Genomic DNA, 20,657 nt, shown 5'->3' on the forward strand with positions numbered 1-20,657 from the left:
AGCTACAAATTACAATAGTTTAATGGTGATTTACAAAGAACAAGGAAATATGCAAAAGGCTTTTGAATATGCCCATCAAGCGCTCGCCATTGATGTTAAGCAGTTTGGTGAAAATCATTCTAATACGGCACGAGATTATCACCATTTTGGGCAAATCTACAAAGCTCAAGGTAATTTAGGCAAAGCGACTGAGTATGCTGAGAAAGCGCTTGCCATTAACCATATGCTATTTGGTGAAAATTATCCTGAGATAGCAAGCGATTACAACGACCTAGGACAAATCTATAAAGCTCAAGGTAAATTAGAGCAGGCCGCTGAGTATACCGAGAAAGCTCTTGCTATTGATCTTAAGCTGTTTGGCGAAAATCATTCTGAGGTGGCTATCCTTTATAACAACTTAGGGATGATCTACAAAGAGCAAGGAAATTTAGAAAAAGCAGCTGAGTATGTCAATCTAGCACTTGTCATTGACCACAAGTTGTTCGGCGAAGAGCATCCCATGGTAGCAAGCCGGTACGCCAATTTGGGACTAATCTACCAAGAACAAAGGGATTTAGAGAAGGCCGCTAAGTATACCAATAAAGGTCTTGATATTAACCTTAAGTTGTTTGGCGAAAATCATCCTATTGTGGCAATAGGTTATAGTAACTTGGGGCAAATTTATAAAGAGCAGGGGGATTTTAAGCAGGCCGCTAAGCTTACCAAGAAATTCATCAAAATAAGTCTTAAACTTCACGGTGCGGATTCTCGAGATGTGTTTAAAGGTTTCAATGATCTAGGGATAATTTACCACAGGCAAGGAAAATTAGAGGAAGCAGCTAAGTGCATAAAACAAGCGCTCAAAATTGGTATTAAGCTATGGGGTGAAAATAATCTCACTGTAGTGCTTGTTTAACGCAAGCTGGCACAAATCTACAAAGCACAAGGAAATTCAAAAAATGCACCTGAATATGCAAAAAAAGCGCGAGGCATTAAGCTTAAGCTATAGTGGAAAAATCATAACCATGCGCATTCAAATCTTTAAAAAAAGAAAATGAGTCTTGCTAGCCAGAAAAGATTGGTCATATTCTAACAGTTTAGATAATGCGCGCTGGATAAATCGAGAGGCTTCTGTCCGATTCTAAGAGAGTGTAGGAGTGAAATTCTCCTGCTCTACTCATTTTTCATCTCATTTAAGGAAAAAGCTTATAGATCGTGGTGTAGATCTAGTGAAAAGCATAAGATCGAACAGGAAACAAATCACCTTAAAATTTAGAAAAGGTTTGTTATGGAAAAATATTTTCGGCAATAAACTTCTAGCTGTCCTGAAGCGCCTCTAACAATGTCAAAAGTGGGAGATAAGCGTATAATTTTTTCCACGTAACCCTCATGGTATCCTATCCATGCTTTTGCCAATTCTTTTTCTACCCAGGTAATTAGCTCAGTTAGTCGATAATAAATAGAGGGCTTATAAAAATAAGAAAGAGCCTTAGATATTATTTCTCCATATTCCTGAATGCTATGATGATCGCAAGCGTAAATTTCCTCCTCAATTTCTTGTAAAAATAAAGAAAGGCAATCTTTACTATCAAAAAAATGGGTTTGCAGAAAGTTAACTACGCTTATACCCATCGCTTTGTTGGCGCTGATACGTTGCATGCGTTCGATAAGTTCATGGCGAGTGGCTATGCCGCCGCGGCGGCGAATCCAGGGTTTAAAAAACACATTAAAAATCAGCTGCATATCCTCGAGGACCCTCTGCTTTTGCAGAGGAGTAGCCATTTTATTTACCACTTCTTGGATCCATTCTTGCTTTTTTTCTAAGCTCAATTGGCGCAATTCTACCTTTTCGCTAGGGGAGAGGACAAAAAGCTCAGTGAGATTGTAGGGTTCTAAAAGTGCATAAGCTTTTTTCCGTTCTTGCGTAGCGACCAAGCTTTGCAGCCAAGCTAAAAAATCTACTTTTTTGCATTTGCCAAGCGAGCGACTTTCTAGATAACTGTTTAACTTACGATTAATTTCTTCAAGATGTCCTTGACCTATTCCACGTAAAAAAACAAAGTCATCTATAGAAGCTTTCGTTAGATCCCCGATAGTTTTTTTACCATTTTCTAGAAGAGCTTTTTCAATATATTTAGATAATTCTAAAACTTGGATGGGAACTTTTGGGATGAAAGAGGGTATCCAACCTCTAAACTCCTCTCCTAGGTCTAATTCATCTTCCTCACCTGTGAAAAGTTCTTTTTTGTTTTTTAAGGGAGGAGGGGCCGTGGGAGAAAGTGTTCCTATACGTCTTATGGAATTGATATCGACATTTTCTAAAGCATAAATATTTTCTAGGCCATGGCTATAAGAAGTTTTATAGGTTTCCTCAAAAGATAGCAAGGTGGTAGAAGAAGGCTCTGTAGAGCGCTTCCGATGCCCTTTTGAAGGGGATAAGTTTGTCTCCTGCTTAAATTCTAATACTGCCATACTCTTACTCAACCATTTTCCATCCAGATGTTAAGGGATTAAGAATTAAGCTCCAAGTAAAAAGAAATTAAAGTCCACTTAAATTAAATTTTTTTAGAAATTCTCGATGGATATCTACATCATTCCAGACAGATTTCTTCTCTCCCTTGATCGTTTCCCTATCATAGCCTGTACTAATTTTTATAACGTGGATAGAAGGTAAGGTGATTTTGAAAAAGAACCTCCACGCTTTATAAGCGAGTAGATAATCATTATCTTTACAGTGAAGAATACGATTGTTTGAGGAGGGGTAGGGATGCGTTGCCAATCTAAAATTGATTTCCTCTTGAAAGTTAAAGCTGCAGAGGTTGTTGAGATAGCTTACTTGTGCAAGGGCTTCTTCCTCCCATATAATTGGATAAGAGCTTTTCTTCTTGCAAGACTCTAGCCACCCTTGTTGGGTATCTGTCCAAGCATCTACATATTCAATATAAGGTTTGATGTCTAAAATAGGCGTGCCATCTAGCAAATCATGATTAATGACATCTATCTCAAGTTGGCTTACACCCGTGATTTCCAAGCAGCTTAACCCTAAAGGATTAGGCCGATGAGGAGAGCGAGTAGCAAAAAGCCCACGCTTAGGAGGGCCGTGGGGCGTTAAAACTTTAGGCTTCCAATGGTGATTACGATGAAACCAGAAAATGACCCATATCTTATTAAAGCCTGCTAAATCATGTAAAGCCTGTTCAAAATTTTGGTGTCTGTTTAAAATTATTTTTCCTTTATTATTTTTAAATAGGCCTGCTTGCTTGGGTAAGGAGTAGCGTTCCTTTTCTGAAGTGTAAAAATAACCGATAGGGCTACATGATAAGGATGGTGATTGCATATATTCTTAAGTTTGGCTATATCATTAGAGTCTAATTTTACTTAATACTAGGAGATATTCCAATGAAAATGATGAGATATGTAACAGTTGTATGGCTCCCTTTAACTTTAGCGCTTTCCCTTATCGCTTGCAAGAAGGAGCCGAGAGTAGAATCTCACCATACAGGCACCCAAGCGAAAGAAACAGAAAGAAGTAAGGAAAAGATTCAATATTCGCTGAAAGCTGATGGACGCCTATGGAAATTAGCTACTGAGGATACTCAAGAGCAAATGAAAATTACACAATACATTCTAGAAAATGAGCAGCCAGAAAATGCAACCGAGCTATTTTCTGTTACGGAAATGACTGATATCAATATTACCCCTGCTGAATATTTTTCTCAGTTCATCACGCAGCTACAAAAACGTTATGCTAATGCAAAAGTAGAATCTAAAGTGAGTGTGCAAAAAATAAATAGTCTGTTAGGTGAATGGTGGATTAATGGAAATTCTCCTGATAATACTCAACATGAGTGGATTCACATCATTAAAAAAGGCAATGAAATTGCGGTTCTTCGCTACAGCACAATCCATACGGAAGATTTAGAGCATGCCCGTAAAATATGGGAAGCTATTTTGACTGAAGCTAAATTTGAATAATTATAAATTAGGAGCAAGTTTGCAGCTTTTTTAGCTGAGAAGTTAAAAATTGCTTAACAAGTTTATTGCCATTAGAGCTAATCAATTTTGTTAAGTTAAAGGTGGCAAGCTTGCTTTTTATATCTTGCATTCTCCCATTGGCATCTCTTTCTAGACTTCTTCTGGCGAGTTCTTTATAATAACTTTCCTATGAAATATAGTCATTTAAAAGCTTTCGAAAAACATCTAGAGAGTGCAGCGCCAGTACACTTTGCACCTGTTTATACGATTATTTGTAAAGATGAGTTTAATAGAAAAATAGCTTATGAAAGGCTTATTTCTCATCTTTTAGGAGAACAGATCTCCAATCCAATGGCTCTTTGCATTTATAGCGAAGAAAAAGTCGACATAAACAAGGTGATGGCTGAATTACATTCTTTAGGCTCTTTTGTTTCTAAAAGGGTAGTTGTGATCCACCATGCTGAAAGCCTTTTAAAAGCGGCAACAGAAAAGCTGCTGGCTTATTACGAAAATCCTAATAAAAATGTCTACCTTGTTTTAACAGCAACCTCCTTGAATGCCTCTACGAATTTTTATAAGAAAAGTGAACGGGTAGGGATCATTTTAGAAATAGCCGAAGAAAAACCATGGGAAAAAGAAAAGTCTTTAAAAGAGTGGATTGATCAAACGATTAATCACTATGGAAAACAGATAAACCCTTCTGCTAGTCAGGCGCTTTTAAAACAGATGGGTACCGAACAAGCAATTATAAGCCAAGAGATAGAAAAATTAGTTTGTTATGTGGGTGAAAAGCGCCAGATCTCATTAGAAGATGTAGATGCGGTTTGCATTCCTGTAAATACGGAAACGATTTGGCAACTAGGAGAAGCTCTTTTTCGCCGAGATGCTTCTACTGCTTTACGTATCGCTGTAGCTTTACTTCAAGAGGGTACACCTTTACTCATCTTGCTAAGGCAAATTCGTAGCCAATTTCAAACTGATTTTCAAGTATGCACCATTCTAGCCCAGGGGGGGACTGGAGCAGAAGTGTCTAAACAATTTGGCTATATGAAAGGGCAAATTCTGGAAAGACATGTCCAGCTGGCTAGAAATTATGGGATGGCTCGTTTTCGCAGGGGGATGATTTTAATAGATGAGGCTGAAACGGCAGCCAAAAACAGCTCAACGGATCATTCTTATTTGATCGAGCGTCTTATAGCAAAACTTATCATTTAAGGTTAACAACTATGAATAAACCCGCTTTATTACTTTTACCTAATCTTTTAGGGGATCATCGTTATCATGAAATTTTCTTGCCCAATAGTGTAGATAAAGTTGTCTCTACTCTTGATGGGCTGATTTGTGAAAGTGAAAAGGCAGGACGCCGTTATCTAAGCCGTTTCAAAACTAAGAAACCACTCTCTGAGATGACGGTAGCTATTTATAATGAACATACTCCTGAAGAGGATATCGACTTTTTATTAGAACCTATTCGTAAAGGTGAGCGCTGGGGTTTGATATCGGATGCAGGCTTGCCTTGTGTAGCAGATCCTGGCTCTAAGCTGGTACGTCGTGCACGTCAATCGGGTATAGCCCTGCAAGTCTTTAATGGTCCTTCTTCTATTCTCCTGGCCCTTATACATTCTGGGTTTTCAGGACAACGCTTTACTTTCCACGGTTATTTAAAAGCGGATGAAGCAGGCCGCTTGAAAGATATTAAACGATTAGAAACTCTATCGCGAACAGACCAGGCTACCCAAATTTTTATGGAGGCCCCTTATCGCAATATGCATATGCTTCAAAGTTTATTAAATACATTAGCAGAAGATACTTGGCTTTGCACCGCTTGGGAATTGACTATGCCTGAGCAAGGAGTTGTTTCGGAGCCTGTGCATAGATGGAAAAAGATGCCTTTACCCAATTTAGAGAAAAAAGCGGCCATCTTTCTGGTTAGCTGTCGGTAGAATTTAGAGAAGTTTAGATAAGCTCGGTTGCTACCGTATCATAAAAAAGAACGCCTTGCTGGGAAAGACTTATCCTACTTGATTCCTTATTAATAAATCCTTGCTCTTCTAAGCAGGTAAGATTTTGTAATGTCTCTTGGCTAAGTGCACCATGTGCTTGTTGAAAAGTTTTTAAATCAATTCCTTCTCTCATTCTTAGGCGAATCGCCAATAACTCTCTTTGGCTTGCCTCAGGATCAAGCTGTTCTTCAAAATCAAGAGGGAAATTCCCATTATTCAATAGATAAGCATAACGATTAAGGTGAGCAATGTTGCGAAAACGTTTACCTTTCCAATAGCTAAATGCCGAGGGACCCAATCCTAAAAAAGAGCGACCTGCCCAGTAGCCTGTGTTGTGCTTAGACTGAAAGCCCTCTTGAGCAAAAGCCGATATTTCATATTGCTTTAAGTCACAGCTATTTAGCATTGCTTGAGCCAGCTCATACATTTGTAAACTTAAGTCAGGATCTGGCAAAGTTTTCAGTAAAAGATCACGATATTTGAAAAAGGTAGTATGAGGTTCAATAGTTAAATTATAAAGCGATAAATGTTTAATGGGTAATTTGCTTACCTGCAAAAGAGTTTCTTTCCAAATGGCTAGAGTTTGGTTAGGAAGGTCGTACATAAGATCGACGGTAAGATTTTTTAAGCCAGCTTCATAGGATGCCCAAACTGCTTCGATAGCTTTTTCTGCGCTATGTTGTCTTTCTAGCTTTTCTAATAAGGTATTACTGAGTGTTTGTATGCCTATGCTCACCCGATTGACACCGGCTAGTGCATAAGCTTGCATAAGAGAAAAAGTAATAGTTTCTGGATTGGCTTCAAGGGTAATCTCAGTGGTTAAAGGATCAAAGTTCACGTCTCGTTTAATCCATTCAATAATTTCACCAAGATACTCGACTCCTAATAAAGAAGGCGTACCCCCACCAAAATAAATACTAACAATTTCTTTATCCATAAGATCAGGAAGGCGTAACGACCATTCCTTAGCCAAAGCTTGCATGAAAATATTTTTCAGATCTTGGCGATTAGGTAGCACATAAAAGTGGCAATAGCCACATTTATGTGTGCAGAAAGGTACATGAAAATAAAGGCTAATAGGCTCTTTAGGGGACGGCATTTAGATTAAATATCTTACTTTTTAACAAAGGAGGAGGCTCTTTATAAATTCTACCATTCATCTGCATCAGGGTCTATGATTCCTCCACGGCGCCATCGATTGCGATCACTAAAATAAGATTCCTCTTCTTCTTCCTCTTCTTCAGCATTTTCGTCGCGTGTAGCTCCCTCTTCATCTTCAGTTTCATCCTTTTCCTCAATCACAGAGCTTTCTACATCAATAGCATCAGTTTCCATGTCAAAAGCTGTATCGCCTATGCCTGCCCCTGTATCTCCCATATCTATGTCAGGGATAGTTGGCATTTCGGTGTAGCCTGCTCGGGCTGTAGGACGTTTGGGAGCTATATATTCTTCAGCTTCGCCACTTTCTTTTAGAAACTTAAGTCTTTCTTTTTCTTCTTCAATTTTAGTCTGAATAGCGCGTATTTCTTCCTTATGTTTATCCATATCCTTTTTAGGAACGAGGCCAAGTTTAAGCCATTGTTCAAGATCGTTAAGTTCTACTTCAAGTTTTTTTAATCTTTCACTTTTAATATGTTTCATGGGGTTCCTATAAGCTAACCTATTATTGGGAGATTTGTGTAGGCTCTATGTAGCATGCTAAAATTTTAACAAATCATTTTATTTCCGTTCAAAAGATTTTACCTGTACGGCTTTTAAATGAAAATAGCCAGCAACTATTAAAAAAAATAGTTCCGCTAAAATAAACAGATAATAATAAATTTCTCCCCCTGCTCCGAATCCATAGCTATGTAATCCTGTACCTAAGATGTAGTTCACTCCATACCATGTAAAGCTAATAGCTAGCAAGCCTAATATTGAACCCATCGCTAATCCAAAGAAATAGATATGTTTAAAGGTGTAAGCATGGATAAAGATAAGATAAATGCAGCTAGAGATAAATGCCCAGGATTCTTTAGGATCCCAATCCCAAAAACGACCCCAACTTTGCGCTGCCCAAACCCCTCCTAATAGAGTGCCGGGAATAAGAAGGATAACTCCCACATAGATCGCTTGCAAAATTGTTTGGCCTAATTCACGCATCTCGGGCGTTTCATGTTTATGAATTATATATTGACAAAGGTAAATTTGTCCTAAAACGCCTGCTAAGGCAAAAACTCCGTAGCTGCCTACTACCATTAAAACATGAATAATTAACCAATAGTGAGAATCTAAAACAGCTTGGACATTTTCTAAGCCGCTTCCTAAGCCCGTCACTTTAATCATAATAATTAAAGCTAAGGCCACGATAGATGCGCTTAACATAATGAATGAATTTTTCATTTTCCTTGCAAGGACAAGGCTTGTCAATACAGCGATCCATGGTACATAAATCACCGTTTCAAACATATTAGATACTGGAGGACGCTCTAAAATAAGGCATCGAAGAACTAAAATCAAAGTATTTAAACAAAATGCTAGGAAGGTACAGCAAGAACCAATTTTATTAAATTTTTGCTTTTTCTGGCTAAGTCCAATGGAGAATAGAATAATAGCTAAGCTATAGAGAGCGATAGTGGCTTCGATTAAAGGTAGTTGATAATACCAATGCTCCATTCTTAACTTTTTGATAGAAGGGTAAGTGAGAGATTTTCCCCAAGCCTTTTGAATAGGCTGTCCAATTAGGATAGGATAATTATCCATCAGTAGATAAGCTAGCTGCTGCTTGTATTCTTTATTGTTATAATCCTTGATAAGCTTATAGTAAAGATCGCGTAGCTGCTCAAATTGTTCATTTGGATAAAGAGTAAAATTGGGAATAGGCTCTAACAGATTTTTTTCTACATTGTAGTGATGCATGGTCAGAGTATTAAGAGAATACCATTCACCATCTTTGGAGGGCAAAACCTTGAAGATTGTGCCCGCATAAGCTAGCCGTTGGTTTAAAGGATATTCTTGCTCAAGAAATTCTGCGATTTGATAGGGAGCTAAGTTTTTTGCTGTTAATTGCCGATAAAGGGCTTGATATTCATTATCTCCCTCGGCGTAGGGGCCTTTTAGATAAGAAAACTGTTTTACAGCTTGTAGAATTCTTAAAATTTCTTCATTAAGAGGACGATGTTTCTTAACATAGTCGGAAGTAAGCTCCTCAATGGGATCAGAAGTCATAAACCCGGCTTTAAGGTATTGCCAAGGAGGATTTTTAGGATGGTCGGTAATAAAAACCTGACCTTTTCTGAAGGTAGCCCACAGCCCAGAAGATAGATGCCTCAGCTCCATTTTTTCTCTATTAGCGGGGTTAGGAGCTTCAAAATAAGCTTTAAGGAAATGGTAGGTGACTAATTCTTTAATCAACGCAAGATTAGTTTTTTTACGTTCATAAATCGCTTGATGAAGCTGTTGATAGGTAAAATAATTATCTTTCACGGGCAGGTCTAATAATTCTTTCAAGCGGGCTGAGTAGATCCAAAAAAGAGGAATATCATCCCAGTTATAATGAGCCTGAAATTGAAGATGCCAAAGAAGAGATAAGGCCGAAGGTCCAACCTTATGAAAAGCCTGATAATGCTGTGCCTTGATAGATTGTCGATGATAATATTCTTCAAGCCATAAACGAGCTGTTACCTCTAAAGGCCTGAACCGGCCCTTAAAAGAGGCAGGCACTTCCTTCAAAGCTAGTTCACTTAGTTCATAACTATTCAAGGAAGAGGAAGGAATCAAAATTATTAGTAATAAGAAAGTTAATAAAAGATAAAAAAACGTTCCCAGCCAACCTAAATAAATTTTGTACACCTTATCCATTTACTTAACCTCTAAGTCCTACTACTTTTCGCTATCTTATTGAAAATAATCTTTTGCAGCAAATAGATGATGAATTTATTCTTTAAGGGAAAGCTTGGCTTAAAGCAAGCTTTACAGTGTTCTAAGGTAATATTTAAAATATAATTAACATTTTTTTATTAGTTTATTAATTAATTAACTGTAATAGTTCTTTATTATAAATAAGAAGTGTGTTATTGTGTAGGATTAAATTTTGGACACAATATGGCAGTAAGAAATATAAGCAAATTGGGCTCACGTGCTTTTCATATTTATGAAGGACCTGCCCATCAGGCGGATAAAAGAGAAAAAATAGGAAATTTTTTTTATTTTTTTGCTAATGTAGCGTTCGGTAAGAAAATAATCTTTCAAAAAGATGGGTATTCGGTAAAAGTCAGGAGTCTTGCTCTACGCATCTTAGCAGGCATGGCTGCTATTCTTTGCTTTAAGCTTACTCTCATAGGCAGGATTTTAATTGAAAGCTCAGCCTCCCATCGCTTAGCATTCAATACCCTTGTAAACATGCATATTTCTTCTGCAAATAACCTCTTACCTCCTAAACATAATAGCTCTGTTGATTCCTATTTAAGTCGGTCGTGTGCAAATACCGTTACCCAGGCTAGGTCCCAAAAAGGCCTTGAAGGTTTAAAACTTGAAGGTTTAAAAAAGGTAAATAGGCTCACTCTTAAGAAATGTAGGTCACTCAAACCAAAATCGGCAGTTCTTAATGCTCCTTTTGTAGTAACTCCCCAGATTTTATCTAGCGTTAAACTAAAGCCTATCCAACCAGGTCTTTCTCATGCTTCAGCTAAACTAAGTGTAAACGCTAGCCTGATCCCTGCGCAAGCACCAGCTAAGCAGATAACTAAGAGCAGCTGTCCTATATCCAGTTTATCAGTACCGTACCGAGAAACTCTAAAAAGGACTCATTCGGCTGTTGCAGACTCAGAATTAAGCCAGAAAGATTTAGTGGCTCATAAATCCGTGAGCATGTCAGATCTTTTGTTAAATATGAGTGGTGCATTCTGGTGCAAGCTTTCGCAGCTTACGGAGAAGAATGCTTCATCCGCAGGGGAAGAAAAATCTCCTATTGAGGAAAGTGAATGGGAGCTGAGTGATGATGATCAGAATGGTCAATTTGATTATACCGAGCTTGACCGTGAATTTATAAATAAAAACCGCTCTTATAACTCCTCTTGTAGCTCTAAGAGTTCTACAAGTAAGAACTTTCATGATGCTTTAAGAAAAGAGGAAAAAACTTCAAACGAAGACAAACTAGAAAAGACCTCATGTCAGGAATTGTTAACGAGTAGCTTAAATAGTTTACGCCTAGCTGTAGCACAAGATGAAAGCGAGAGTGAAGAGGAAGAGGAAAGCTTAGATTTTGGCTTTTAGAAATGAGTGAGTAAAACTATCTCGCTGTTCCTTAAAATTCATAGGTTAATACCCCTGCATTGTGGAAATCCCTTATGGTAACCTTTTTATTTACTCAAGCTTATCTGTTAGGACTTTGCTCATTTATCAAAAAATAGTAAATCACTTTCCGCCTCGTCTCTCTACCTCTTATCTCTATAAACTTCTAAACAGGCTTTTTAAAGTTGTAATTGTAAACTATTTGGGTATTTATTAATATGCACGTTGGTATTCAAATTTTTGCATAAAGGTGTCATATGGCTACAAGTGTTACTAAATCTAAGTTTTTTTCTATAGATGCCTCTCCCGCTAATTGGGCTCTTCATAAAGCTGTTTTAAGTGAAGCAGGTAAATATCGTTTAGCGGCGCGAAGTTGGGTGTTTGTATCGACAATCTCTTGCGTGCCTTCTGCAGGCCAACAACTAGCTAATCTTATTATCAAAATGGCTGCCGCTACCTATATCACTACATTAGGTCAAATACCTGCTTTGAAAAAAAGAAGTTGGAGTAAGCTTGAAAGCTGTAACCTCATTTCTGAAAATCTTTCCAAAAGTTGGATGAATGTTGCTTTGCATGCCTATAAATTTGTGATGTTTTTAACTATTTCTCCTATTTGTTGTTTAATAACTGGTATCGTTTCGCCTAAAACATGCAAAGATATTCATGATAAATTGCACCTTACAGGTCCGCAGCAATCCCAGGCTGACTTAAATAAATCACCTTCTGACCCTACCTCTTTACCATCTTCTCAAGCAGTTGAATCTTTGCCTGCTGCTAAAAAAGCTGCGCTATCTACAGATACACAATCTCGTCCTCTCCCTGCCATTCCTGGTAATGGAGTGCCTCCACCACCACCTCTCCCACCTAATACCTTCATCAATTCCTCAAACATAGAAGAGGAGAAGGATGTCGAAGATTTGCTAGACCTTATTTTAGCGATGAAGTTAAAAAGTGTAACTCCTCAAGAAGATGGAGAGCATTCCGAAGCTGAAAACGATATCTTACTACAAACATTGGGAAGTGCCTTTAACCAAATGGCTAATAAGCTAAGTAACGAGCCAGGATCGATAAATAGCTCAGCACGTAACTCGGTAAACTTGGATGAATGGCGGGATAGTCCTAGCCATTCTGCGCGTAACTCAACCATGTACGCACAAGAGTCACTCTTAATGGGGATAGAACGAGAAAAGTTAGCGGAGGAAGAGCTTTTACAAAGGTTAGAGTCAGTCAAAAATAACGACGAGCATGTAGAAAGCCAGATTCCTGCTCAAGGTGACATTAAAAAAGAAGAGCAGGCTTTGGAAGACAAGAGAGAAAAAGACAAAGAGCAGGAAAAAACTTTATCGATGGAAGATATTCATCAGAAGATAAAGAGAAGACGTCGTGCGCTTGAGACTTTTAATACGCTAACGGCAGCTCAGCAATCTCTTATCCGTACTAAACTTAACCCTAATCAGAAAAATATTCTTAACAAGCTAGTTGAATTGCCACCTGAATCCAAAGCTACCCAAGAACCTCAGCATGGAAGCATGGCCAACAAATCAACAAAGACTGCTGTGGAAGCTAATAACCCAGCTGCTTCTAAAAGCAATAAAAGGCGAAGAAGAAGGAATGCTGCTAAAAAAAATGTTAAGCCTTCCTAGAGCTTTACATGGAGGCAGGGCGGTAGCAGAAGTATTAAATTATACCAGCTTATTTAATAACTTCTTCGCCTTACCTTCCTCTATGTTCATAAAAATCAATGTCGCATGGGCATGCATAAGCTAAAAAATATATTAAAGTATTTAGTTTTTTATAAATTAATTATAGACTTTTGAGCAGATTCTTAGGTGGCTCTTAAGCTTATAGAAAAAAAACCGGCCTTGATAATGAGGGAGCTGATAGAGTGTGTGAAGCAAACAGCAGGCGCAACGATTAAATCCTGCAGACTCTGTTAACGTTTCTTATAGGGTTGCATCCACCAAAGTAACCCAATTCCTAAACTTATCATCAGCACCCCTGGATAGGTGAGCCAATACTTAGCAGGATCATAATTCACTAAAATCTGTGCATGTTGGACAGCCACTTCCGCAGGCGGAGAGAGGTTGGCTAAGTAAAAACGATAGCCCTCAGCTGTTTGGTAGATATTATTCATGCTAAGGGTTTTTTCTATTCTAGTATTCCTTTTTAAATCATGGATAAAAATGTCACTTTCATAGCTATAAGGCTGGCTTGTACCTGGATAATTAATTTGCCGAGCATCATGTAAACGTATTTTATAAGGAATATCCCTAAATAAAGGTTGAAAACGTATAAGATACTTCCCTTTCAAAACAGGCCAAAGAAGCTTTTTGCCGTATGGATCATAGGTGAGAGTAATAAGCTCTTTATAAGTGCCTTCTTTTAACTCCAAGGTAAGCAAAGGAAGATTATGCTCCCATTTGGGCAAGGATTTATCTTTGGTTTGCTTTAAAGTCAGAGGGGTCTTGAGTATCACTTCATCGGCGTTTAAACTTGCTGAAAGGGCACTAATTTCCTCGCTAGAGAGGGTTTTTGTCTCTAAAGGAGCATGATATAGTAAATGTGTGATTAATTCTGCTTTAGAGGGCAGGTAGCTAAGATTTTCTTCTTTATTATGAATTTGATAGCTTATATAAGCTTTTCTTATCTCTTCCAAAGCATAAGAATTGTCTGGCAGCGCGTGGATCAACAGGGCCAATTGCGGTGCCCTCATGGGTGCTAAAGGAGATAATATTTTTAGGACCTTATCAAAATATAAGCGACTTGCATGGTAAGAACGAATGATCGGCTGAGATTGCATAGGCTCGCGCAGGTTAGATAAAGTGATATTGTACACTTTTAAATAAGCGGATAGGGCTTTAGCAGAAAACGTAACTGGCATCCTAGGAGGGGGCGGTAGCTGAGAGGCTATAGCAAATAATTGCTGCGCAAATAAAGTGATCATATGATCAATATTATTGCTATCTAATGACACAAACGGGAGTGCAAAAGGCCATTTTCTCTTTATTAAAATTTGCGAAAAATTTTTTTCTTTCTCTAATTCTTTTTCAATTTCGTCAAGGAAAAGGCATAGCCATCCGCAGGCATACTGCTCTTGTTGTGGAAGAATGTTCCAGTTTAGCTTATGGAAAAGCCTCTCTAATAAAGGCGAATAAGGAGCTGTAAATAATAAAGAAGATGAGTTTTCCCAAGCTTGGAGAAAATTTACTGTGGCTTCTGCAAACTCTTGATGAGACGCATCAGCGGCCTGCTTTAGCAAGTGTAGGGGAGGAGAAAGAGTAGAATCTTGTACTAAGCCTTGCCGTAACTTTATGGCAATTCTTAAGAGCTCTGCTTGCTCTTTATCTGTACGGCTGCAAGGAAAATCTTCAAAGGGGAACGGCATTTGCACTTTATATCCTTCAAAACCCTCATCATAAGCGGTAATGGATGTAAGCTTTTCCTTTTTGAAAGATTGAGCATATACCTCGCCATGGGCATTAAAAAAGTAAAGATAATTATCTTCTTGCTCGTCTTGCATAATCAAGCAGGTGGGCTCTTTAAACAAATCAAGAGTAAAAGGCAGCTTTCCTCTATGAGGGCTAGAGATATTTTGATTAAGCAAGCTGTCGGGACCAGCAAGTCTGATCACCATTTTTTCATGGTTAATTTGCACCTGCAAAGTAGGTTGTGTCAGTTCATTTAATGTAGGGTCGTTCCAATCCAAAGCAAAAGAAAATTGAGCTGTATCTATATCTAAAGGAGCTAACAAAAGTTTAGCTAAAGGTTCTTCTACAAGAATTTTTCCTCCTGCGGTTTCAGAAATCTTTACGATCAGATTTTGCAGATAGAAATTTTTAGCAGTCTCACTGATAAAAGGGGTTTGTAAGGCAGTCAAGTTCCATGTCTGAGCCTTTTCATGATGAAAATGAGCTTTAAAAGGAGGGGGAAGAGGCTTGTTATCCTGGAATTCTATTAGAGGAATGGGGGGTATACCTGCAATGATAGCTTGATTACCTTTAACCCATGTTTCTTTACGTTCATAAGAATGAGGAGCATAATCAATAACCCGCATCTCCATATCTTCAAACTTCACTGGTTGGTGCATCAATTGATTTAAAGGATACTCTCTTTGAATATTCTTATAAGAGTTTTCTATTCCCTTTTTCTCTAAATGGATAGCATAAGTATGCGGAAGAAAGATTTGGTCGCTAGCTCCCCCTTCTATGAGACCCATACAGCCTTGAATACCATAGTAATTGTTGATAATAAGGCCGCTTAATAGCATGAGTAGTCCGCAGTGAGTTATCAAAAAGGGAATATGTCTAACACGAAAAGGCCATCTTCTTAATGCAGAGACAAAAATATTAATAAAAAATCCTCCTGCTAGGCTACGAAATAGGGGATTGTGGTAGGTAAGATAGGCAGAAGAAAGATGAGACTGGCTTTGCGCTTCTAGAATTGTTCCTATAGCTGCTACAAGAATTGCTAACGCCATTAGCATGATGGCAAGTTGTATACTTCCTAAAAAATGATAAAATTTTAAAAGATGTTTCATCATAAATCTTCAATAAGGTGGAAACTTCGAGCAAAAGCAATGATAGACTGCCGATATTTTTTCATGAGGGTTGGTGGGCCTATAGCTTTGATGGTTACATCGCTTCTCATTTGTCTGTATTTTTTTAGAAGGTAGGGAGAGTTCGGGGCGACAAGGTGGTGATAATGCTCGGGAGCTAATTGCAAGATCCATGCAAAAATTGTTGCTTGCCTTCCCTTTATCTCTCCTGTAGCTTCAAACAAAAAGCCACAATACCCTCCAAAGGCTTGAGATGTTAGGGAGACGGTTTCTGGATTCAAGGGATGAAGTTGTGTTTTCCAACGAGAAATGTAGGTAAAAGGGGAAGGTCGTTGATAGATATTATCGGAGGGAAAACTATGGATAGCAATGGAGACTTTTTCATCCTGATGAACAATATAAAATTCTATAATTGCTTGCCTAGTATCAGCACGAGGATCTGCAGGAGAAGGACGGTGTTGTATCCAATTAGCATCCACTTTTAAACGGTAGATGATGGGCTTACTTTCAGAAGTTCCCTCCCCACGTGCGGCAATTTCTACGTATTTTAAAGAAGGATTGAAAGAATCTTGCGTTGAGCAGCCCCAACTGACCCAAGCAAGCAATATAATTGTGAAATTTTTTATTTTCATCAAAAGCTTTTATAAATAAGGGATTTTTAATAAAATAAGAGGCTTATAGAGCCAAAGAATTTTTTACCTGCCTAAAGCGCTCTAGACATTTGTAACTTCTCAAGTCTTAGTCTTTTTACCTAAATCAGGCCTTGTTGCGTAAATGATCTAATAGCTCCTCTAAAGATATATCACATAAGTTAGCACCCATTGCCCTTTGGGCATTCCAAGCTTTATCATCTTATTCATAACCAAGGAATTGGCATATAATTCTGTTTGTTGATAGGCTAATTTCCTAGAGGGAAAGTCTCCTCCAAAGCTTCTTTTAAAGCGGTACATCGCCGTTTCGGCAAGCGATCTTCTGAGATAGCCGCAAAGCTTCTTGCAGAGCTGCCTGGCCTCCTCATCTTCTCCAAAGCCTTGAATGTTTTTTTAAGCATCCTTTCTTTTTTTTATCCAGGGCTTGTCCGCCTCTTGGCTTAGCCTTCCTCCTCTGCTGGGAGATACCAAAGGATCTATACCCCGCACATAAGATGATCGACACGAAGCTTGTCTATCATAAGCGCCATCTCTATAAGCAGTTTGTACACTCTTTGGTAGCTTAAAGATCATTTGGCTTGCCACTGAATCATCGACTTTATTGCTCTTTATTAATTCTCTTAAAATAATCTCATGCGAATCTGGGCAAATGGCTAGATAAATCTTTCTGCAAATTCTTCGCTTGGCTTTGCCATGTTGGTGCACTTTCTACTCTCCCTCACCCTAGACCTTTACTCCAGAGAAATCAAAGACTCTGTCTGTTGGACGCTTTAAGGCTTAACTTCTTAAGCTCTTGTCCAAGCTCCTTAGTACGCCTGCAAATGCGTGTATAACAAGGAACAGGCAATCCCAAAGCCAGCAAAGTAATCAGCGATAACAAAAATCCTCACAAGGCTTAGGAGGGGCAAATGATAAAACGCTCTAATCAACAGCACGCATAGGATAGCATCAGCGGATTAAATTCTTGGGTGTCCCTCCTTACCCGTGCTTTTATTTTCCCTCCATCCTTTAATAGTTTCATCCGAAAGCCATAAAGTTATGCTTCCTCTTTGCACTAAAGCTTTGTTATACTCGGACCAATTACGTATGCGGTAGTTAAGCTTCTTTCCATAGCTTGCTTATATTTTTGTTTTTGTAAACTAATTTTATAGGTCTTAAGCGTTAAAGAGCAATTTTATCGCATACGTTTCTTATCATTTACGCAACAACGCCACTTCAAGGCGAAAATGCTTTAAATCATGTTGGGCTATATAGTAGGAGATAGCGCTCTCTATACGCCAACTACCTCACAAGTCTTTAAAAGAGAACAAAGCTTATTTGCCGCACGTGTGCCTGTGCAAATCAAAGAGGCCAAAGAACTCATAGTTGAAGCGCCTTACGACAAAACTGTAGAGATACGAGCTTTTAAGGCTACCTCTTGCTATGCAGGTGTTGAACTAAAGATGGGTAGCCATCCTCAGCCAAGCAGCCTATCCAAGAGAATACCGTACTTTAGCCAAGCATTACCTTAAGGGCAATGAAAAAGAAGTCAAAGCCTTTATTAAGCTCCATACAGTAAGAGTTTTTATGTCCAAGCGATGCTAAACGTCCATTAAATGAGTTTGTAAAAAAACTTAAATATATATAGCTTATAGAACTTCGATTTATTGCAAATCAAACGCATAGTACGTCTAATCGGCCTAAAGCTGAGCAAAAACCTTTTATATCTAGTTATCGCCTACAAGACATAGTATCTTGCTCTTTGCTTAACAAGTTAGCCGATACCCCTCTGGTAATAAGGATACGAATTCGTTTGACTTGCTTTTGTAATTTTTTTTATATTGCCTTTAGAAAATAAAAATGCTGAAAAGTCATGCCTACTCAAGGAAATAAAATGCATCCTATCTCTTCGGCCACTATTGAAAGCTTACCCAATGAATTGCTGCTCCCTATCTTAGAGGCTTGCGTAGTTCCTTCCTTATTTGGCGTCTGTAAAAGATGGCATCATCTGCTAGCTTCTGAAGTGATGCCTTCTCTTTATAAGCAAATAGGTAAAGTGCATGTTCCTCAAGGAAATGTTAAGGAGCAGGCTCTTATTGTAGATAGGATTTATAAGCTAAAAGAAAAGCTTTCTGAAGCAGCAAAGGTAAATGCAATCTTTAGGCGAATCTTTACTTTAGCCAAGTCTTTTTCAGCTTTAGAATTTAAAGTGCAAATAGAAGAAAAGAGGTATCTTACTCTGGCTAACTACTCTTCCTATCTTGTAAATATTAATCGCCTTTTATTTTGGAAAAAACTTCCTGGTGGGGAAAAATACTTGAGCCGAGAAGAAATTAAGCACGTGTTTCTAGGAAAAAAAGGAGAGCTTTTTAGAGATTGGATTGCAGAAAATCGTGAAAACATCACGGCTTTAGATTTATCTGGAGTAGGCTTGACTTATTTACCTCCAGAAATATGCCAGTTATCTAAGCTGCAAGAGCTTGATTTAAGCGAAAACCAGCTCACCAGTCTGCCTGCAAAAATTGGGCAGCTGTTACAGCTTCAAGAGCTTAACTTAAGAGAAAACCAGCTCACCAGCCTGCCTGCAGAAATCGGGCAGCTGTCTCAGCTGCAATGGTTTTACTTAAATCAAAACCAGCTCACCAGCCTTCCTGCAGAAATCGGGCAGCTGTCTCAGCTGCAAACCCTTGAATTAGCAGAAAATCCTTTGAAGGATATCGCCGAAAAAATAAGGCAACGTTTTCGATTGTAGAATGGTTGTAAGTGCTTTTTAAATTGGGATGAGCTAAAATGAAATAAAAAAACTTTTAGCCATCTTATCTTTAAACAAGTCATCCGCTTTCCTTCCCGCAACTAAGTAAGCTTAAGCTAACCTACACATTTATAATGACAAGAAGTTTCTCTCTTTTTCTGCAGATTGCTAGGCTGGGAGAACAACCTTTCTTGGCAGGAAGAAGCTAGGCGTATTGTATTCCATCATTCGATAGAAGAATTAAAAAATTGCGCCAAAAAGAGCCGTTTTTCTCAAATAAGGCAAAGAATCAATCTCATTCTTTTAGCCAAATCAAAATTGCCGCATCACTTAATCGCCAAAACCTGTGGCTGCTCCTGAATACTTGAAAGCCCCCCCTTTCCTTAAATCTATCTGAAATAAAAGCGAGGTAGATTATCTGTGAGTTGTTTTTCATTGGTAAGGATATGAATTGGTTTGACTTGCTTTTTTAATTTTTTTATATTGCCTCTAATAAATAAAATGCTGAAAAGTCATCACTACCCAAGGAAATAAAATGCATCCTATCTCTTCGGCATCTGTTGAAAGCTTGCCCAATGAATTGCTGCTCCCTATCTTAGAGGCTTGCGTAGTTCCTTCCTTATTTAGGGTCTGTAAAAGATGGCATCATCTGCTGGCTTCTGAAGTCATGCCCCGTCTTTATAAGCAAATAGGTAAAATGCATGTTCCTCAAGGAAATGTTAAGGAGCAGGCTCTTATTGTAGATAGGATTTATAAGCTAGAAGAAAAGCTTTCTGAAGCAGCAAAGGTAAATGCAATCTTTAGGCAAATCTTTACTTTAGCTAGCTATCTTTCTCCTTTAAAATCTAAAGGAGACGAAGAGCTTTCTGAAACAGCAAAGGTCAATGTAATCTTTAGGCAAATCTTTAATTTAGCTAGCTCTTTTTTTTCTTTAAAATCTAAAGGACAAATAGAGGAAAAGAAATCTTTTACTCTAGCTAATTACTCTTCTTATCTCTTAAATATTAATCGCCTTTTGCTTTGGAAAAAACTTCCTGGTGGTGAAGAATACTTGAGCCGAGAAGAAATTAAGCACTTGCCTCTACAGAAAAAAGGAGAGCTTCTTAGGGAGTGGATTGAAGAAAATTGTAAAAACATCGAGGCTGTAGATTTATCTGGAGTAGGCTTGACTTATTTACCCTCAGAAATATGCCAGTTATCTAAGCTGCAAACCCTTGACTTAAATCAAAACCAGCTCGTCAGTCTGCCTGCAGAAATCGGTCAATTGTCTCAGCTGCGAGCGCTTGTCTTAAGGCAAAACCAGCTCGTCAGTCTGCCTGCAGAAATCGGCCAATTGTCTCAGCTGCGAACACTTAACTTAAGAGAAAACCAGCTCACCGGCCTTCCTAAAGAAATCGGCCAGCTGTCTCGATTACGAGTGCTTTACTTAAAGCAAAACCAGCTCATCGCTCTGCCTGTGTCATCCGTCATGGTTGGTGACCCAGGGTCGGCAG

The 20,657-nt window shown here is 38.4% G+C and carries 18 protein-coding genes; 9 read left to right on the forward strand and 9 right to left on the reverse strand.

Annotated elements, in window-relative coordinates:
- Nucleotides 1–895: tetratricopeptide repeat protein (locus tag DB41_RS03540; protein WP_039384377.1), on the forward strand; the 895-nt coding region annotated here is incomplete at its 5' end.
- Nucleotides 896–1,251: 356 nt separating this feature from the next.
- Here the strand turns inward: DB41_RS03540 and DB41_RS03545 are convergent.
- Both DB41_RS03545 and tsaA read right to left on the reverse strand, forming a co-directional pair.
- Nucleotides 1,252–2,451, reverse strand: coding sequence for a DNA-directed RNA polymerase subunit alpha C-terminal domain-containing protein (locus tag DB41_RS03545; protein ID WP_052243857.1), 1,200 nt, complete (start codon nt 2,449–2,451; stop codon nt 1,252–1,254).
- A 67-nt stretch (nt 2,452–2,518) separates the two neighbouring features.
- Complete coding sequence (tsaA, locus tag DB41_RS03550) at nt 2,519–3,316, reverse strand: tRNA (N6-threonylcarbamoyladenosine(37)-N6)-methyltransferase TrmO (protein WP_039384379.1); 798 nt, start codon at nt 3,314–3,316, stop codon at nt 2,519–2,521.
- Between the two features lie 68 nt (nt 3,317–3,384).
- Between tsaA and DB41_RS03555 the strand changes: the two genes are divergently transcribed.
- On the forward strand, nt 3,385–3,954 hold the full coding sequence (locus DB41_RS03555; RefSeq protein ID WP_155117566.1) for a hypothetical protein: 570 nt from the start codon (nt 3,385–3,387) through the stop codon (nt 3,952–3,954).
- Nucleotides 3,955–3,961: 7 nt separating this feature from the next.
- Here the strand turns inward: DB41_RS03555 and DB41_RS12505 are convergent, their stop codons facing one another.
- A complete protein-coding gene (locus DB41_RS12505) occupies nt 3,962–4,084 on the reverse strand; it encodes a hypothetical protein (protein ID WP_255350906.1) in 123 nt (40 codons plus the stop codon).
- Between the two features lie 59 nt (nt 4,085–4,143).
- On the opposite strand from DB41_RS12505, the gene holA reads away from it, so the two are divergent.
- Together holA and DB41_RS03565 are read left to right on the forward strand one after the other, a co-directional pair.
- Complete coding sequence (gene holA, locus DB41_RS03560; protein ID WP_039384384.1) at nt 4,144–5,169, forward strand: DNA polymerase III subunit delta; 1,026 nt, start codon at nt 4,144–4,146, stop codon at nt 5,167–5,169.
- Nucleotides 5,170–5,180: 11 nt separating this feature from the next.
- Nucleotides 5,181–5,897: an SAM-dependent methyltransferase gene (locus DB41_RS03565; protein WP_039384386.1), complete on the forward strand. Its 717-nt coding sequence runs from the start codon at nt 5,181–5,183 to the stop codon at nt 5,895–5,897.
- A 13-nt stretch (nt 5,898–5,910) separates the two neighbouring features.
- Here the strand turns inward: DB41_RS03565 and hemW are convergent, their stop codons facing one another.
- From hemW to DB41_RS03580, 3 genes are all read right to left on the reverse strand, one after another.
- Complete coding sequence (gene hemW, locus DB41_RS03570; protein ID WP_039384389.1) at nt 5,911–7,056, reverse strand: radical SAM family heme chaperone HemW; 1,146 nt, start codon at nt 7,054–7,056, stop codon at nt 5,911–5,913.
- A gap of 50 nt (nt 7,057–7,106) precedes the next feature.
- Entirely contained in the window at nt 7,107–7,589 is a 483-nt protein-coding gene (locus DB41_RS03575) for a hypothetical protein (protein WP_039384409.1), read from the reverse strand.
- Nucleotides 7,590–7,676: 87 nt separating this feature from the next.
- Entirely contained in the window at nt 7,677–9,797 is a 2,121-nt protein-coding gene (locus DB41_RS03580) for a cytochrome c biogenesis protein (RefSeq protein ID WP_052243858.1), read from the reverse strand.
- A 243-nt stretch (nt 9,798–10,040) separates the two neighbouring features.
- On the opposite strand from DB41_RS03580, the gene DB41_RS03585 reads away from it, so the two are divergent.
- Both DB41_RS03585 and DB41_RS03590 read left to right on the forward strand, forming a co-directional pair.
- A complete protein-coding gene (locus tag DB41_RS03585) occupies nt 10,041–11,210 on the forward strand; it encodes a hypothetical protein (RefSeq protein WP_039384391.1) in 1,170 nt (389 codons plus the stop codon).
- Nucleotides 11,211–11,485: 275 nt separating this feature from the next.
- Complete coding sequence (locus DB41_RS03590) at nt 11,486–12,871, forward strand: hypothetical protein (protein ID WP_039384393.1); 1,386 nt, start codon at nt 11,486–11,488, stop codon at nt 12,869–12,871.
- 290 nt (nt 12,872–13,161) lie between these two features.
- Here DB41_RS03590 and DB41_RS03595 read toward each other — a convergent pair whose 3' ends face one another.
- The 3 genes from DB41_RS03595 to DB41_RS10610 form a co-directional block, all read right to left on the reverse strand.
- Complete coding sequence (locus DB41_RS03595) at nt 13,162–15,768, reverse strand: hypothetical protein (protein ID WP_155117567.1); 2,607 nt, start codon at nt 15,766–15,768, stop codon at nt 13,162–13,164.
- Nucleotides 15,765–16,415: a hypothetical protein gene (locus DB41_RS03600; protein WP_039384397.1), complete on the reverse strand. Its 651-nt coding sequence runs from the start codon at nt 16,413–16,415 to the stop codon at nt 15,765–15,767. The genes DB41_RS03595 and DB41_RS03600 overlap by 4 nt, the downstream gene beginning before the upstream one ends.
- 411 nt (nt 16,416–16,826) lie before the next feature.
- The gene (locus DB41_RS10610) at nt 16,827–17,138 is read right to left on the reverse strand and encodes a hypothetical protein (RefSeq protein WP_052243859.1); all 312 of its coding nucleotides are present in this window, start codon (nt 17,136–17,138) and stop codon (nt 16,827–16,829) included.
- Between the two features lie 533 nt (nt 17,139–17,671).
- Between DB41_RS10610 and DB41_RS03610 the strand changes: the two genes are divergently transcribed.
- The 3 genes from DB41_RS03610 to DB41_RS10615 all read left to right on the forward strand — a co-directional run.
- Complete coding sequence (locus DB41_RS03610; RefSeq protein ID WP_039384399.1) at nt 17,672–17,944, forward strand: hypothetical protein; 273 nt, start codon at nt 17,672–17,674, stop codon at nt 17,942–17,944.
- A 362-nt stretch (nt 17,945–18,306) separates the two neighbouring features.
- Nucleotides 18,307–19,164, forward strand: coding sequence for a leucine-rich repeat domain-containing protein (locus tag DB41_RS03615; RefSeq protein WP_039384401.1), 858 nt, complete (start codon nt 18,307–18,309; stop codon nt 19,162–19,164).
- A gap of 535 nt (nt 19,165–19,699) precedes the next feature.
- Nucleotides 19,700–20,657, forward strand: a 958-nt coding sequence (locus DB41_RS10615; RefSeq protein ID WP_052243860.1) for a hypothetical protein, incomplete at its 3' end; no start/stop codon positions are given.

It is taken from the genome of Neochlamydia sp. TUME1, assembly GCF_000813645.1.
Lineage (GTDB): Bacteria > Chlamydiota > Chlamydiia > Chlamydiales > Parachlamydiaceae > Neochlamydia.

Coding starts and splice junctions, on each gene's coding strand:
- holA (WP_039384384.1), top strand. CDS start 4,144: ATGAAATATAGTCATTTAAAAGCTTTCGAAAAACATCTAGAGAGTGCA.
- DB41_RS03555 (WP_155117566.1), top strand. CDS start 3,385: ATGATGAGATATGTAACAGTTGTATGGCTCCCTTTAACTTTAGCGCTT.
- DB41_RS03615 (WP_039384401.1), top strand. CDS start 18,307: ATGCATCCTATCTCTTCGGCCACTATTGAAAGCTTACCCAATGAATTG.
- DB41_RS12505 (WP_255350906.1), bottom strand. CDS start 4,084: ATGCAAGATATAAAAAGCAAGCTTGCCACCTTTAACTTAACAAAATTG.
- DB41_RS03545 (WP_052243857.1), bottom strand. CDS start 2,451: ATGGCAGTATTAGAATTTAAGCAGGAGACAAACTTATCCCCTTCAAAA.
- DB41_RS03580 (WP_052243858.1), bottom strand. CDS start 9,797: ATGGATAAGGTGTACAAAATTTATTTAGGTTGGCTGGGAACGTTTTTT.
- DB41_RS03610 (WP_039384399.1), top strand. CDS start 17,672: ATGTTGGGCTATATAGTAGGAGATAGCGCTCTCTATACGCCAACTACC.
- DB41_RS03585 (WP_039384391.1), top strand. CDS start 10,041: ATGGCAGTAAGAAATATAAGCAAATTGGGCTCACGTGCTTTTCATATT.
- hemW (WP_039384389.1), bottom strand. CDS start 7,056: ATGCCGTCCCCTAAAGAGCCTATTAGCCTTTATTTTCATGTACCTTTC.
- DB41_RS03595 (WP_155117567.1), bottom strand. CDS start 15,768: ATGATGAAACATCTTTTAAAATTTTATCATTTTTTAGGAAGTATACAA.
- DB41_RS03590 (WP_039384393.1), top strand. CDS start 11,486: ATGGCTACAAGTGTTACTAAATCTAAGTTTTTTTCTATAGATGCCTCT.
- tsaA (WP_039384379.1), bottom strand. CDS start 3,316: ATGCAATCACCATCCTTATCATGTAGCCCTATCGGTTATTTTTACACT.
- DB41_RS03565 (WP_039384386.1), top strand. CDS start 5,181: ATGAATAAACCCGCTTTATTACTTTTACCTAATCTTTTAGGGGATCAT.
- DB41_RS03600 (WP_039384397.1), bottom strand. CDS start 16,415: ATGAAAATAAAAAATTTCACAATTATATTGCTTGCTTGGGTCAGTTGG.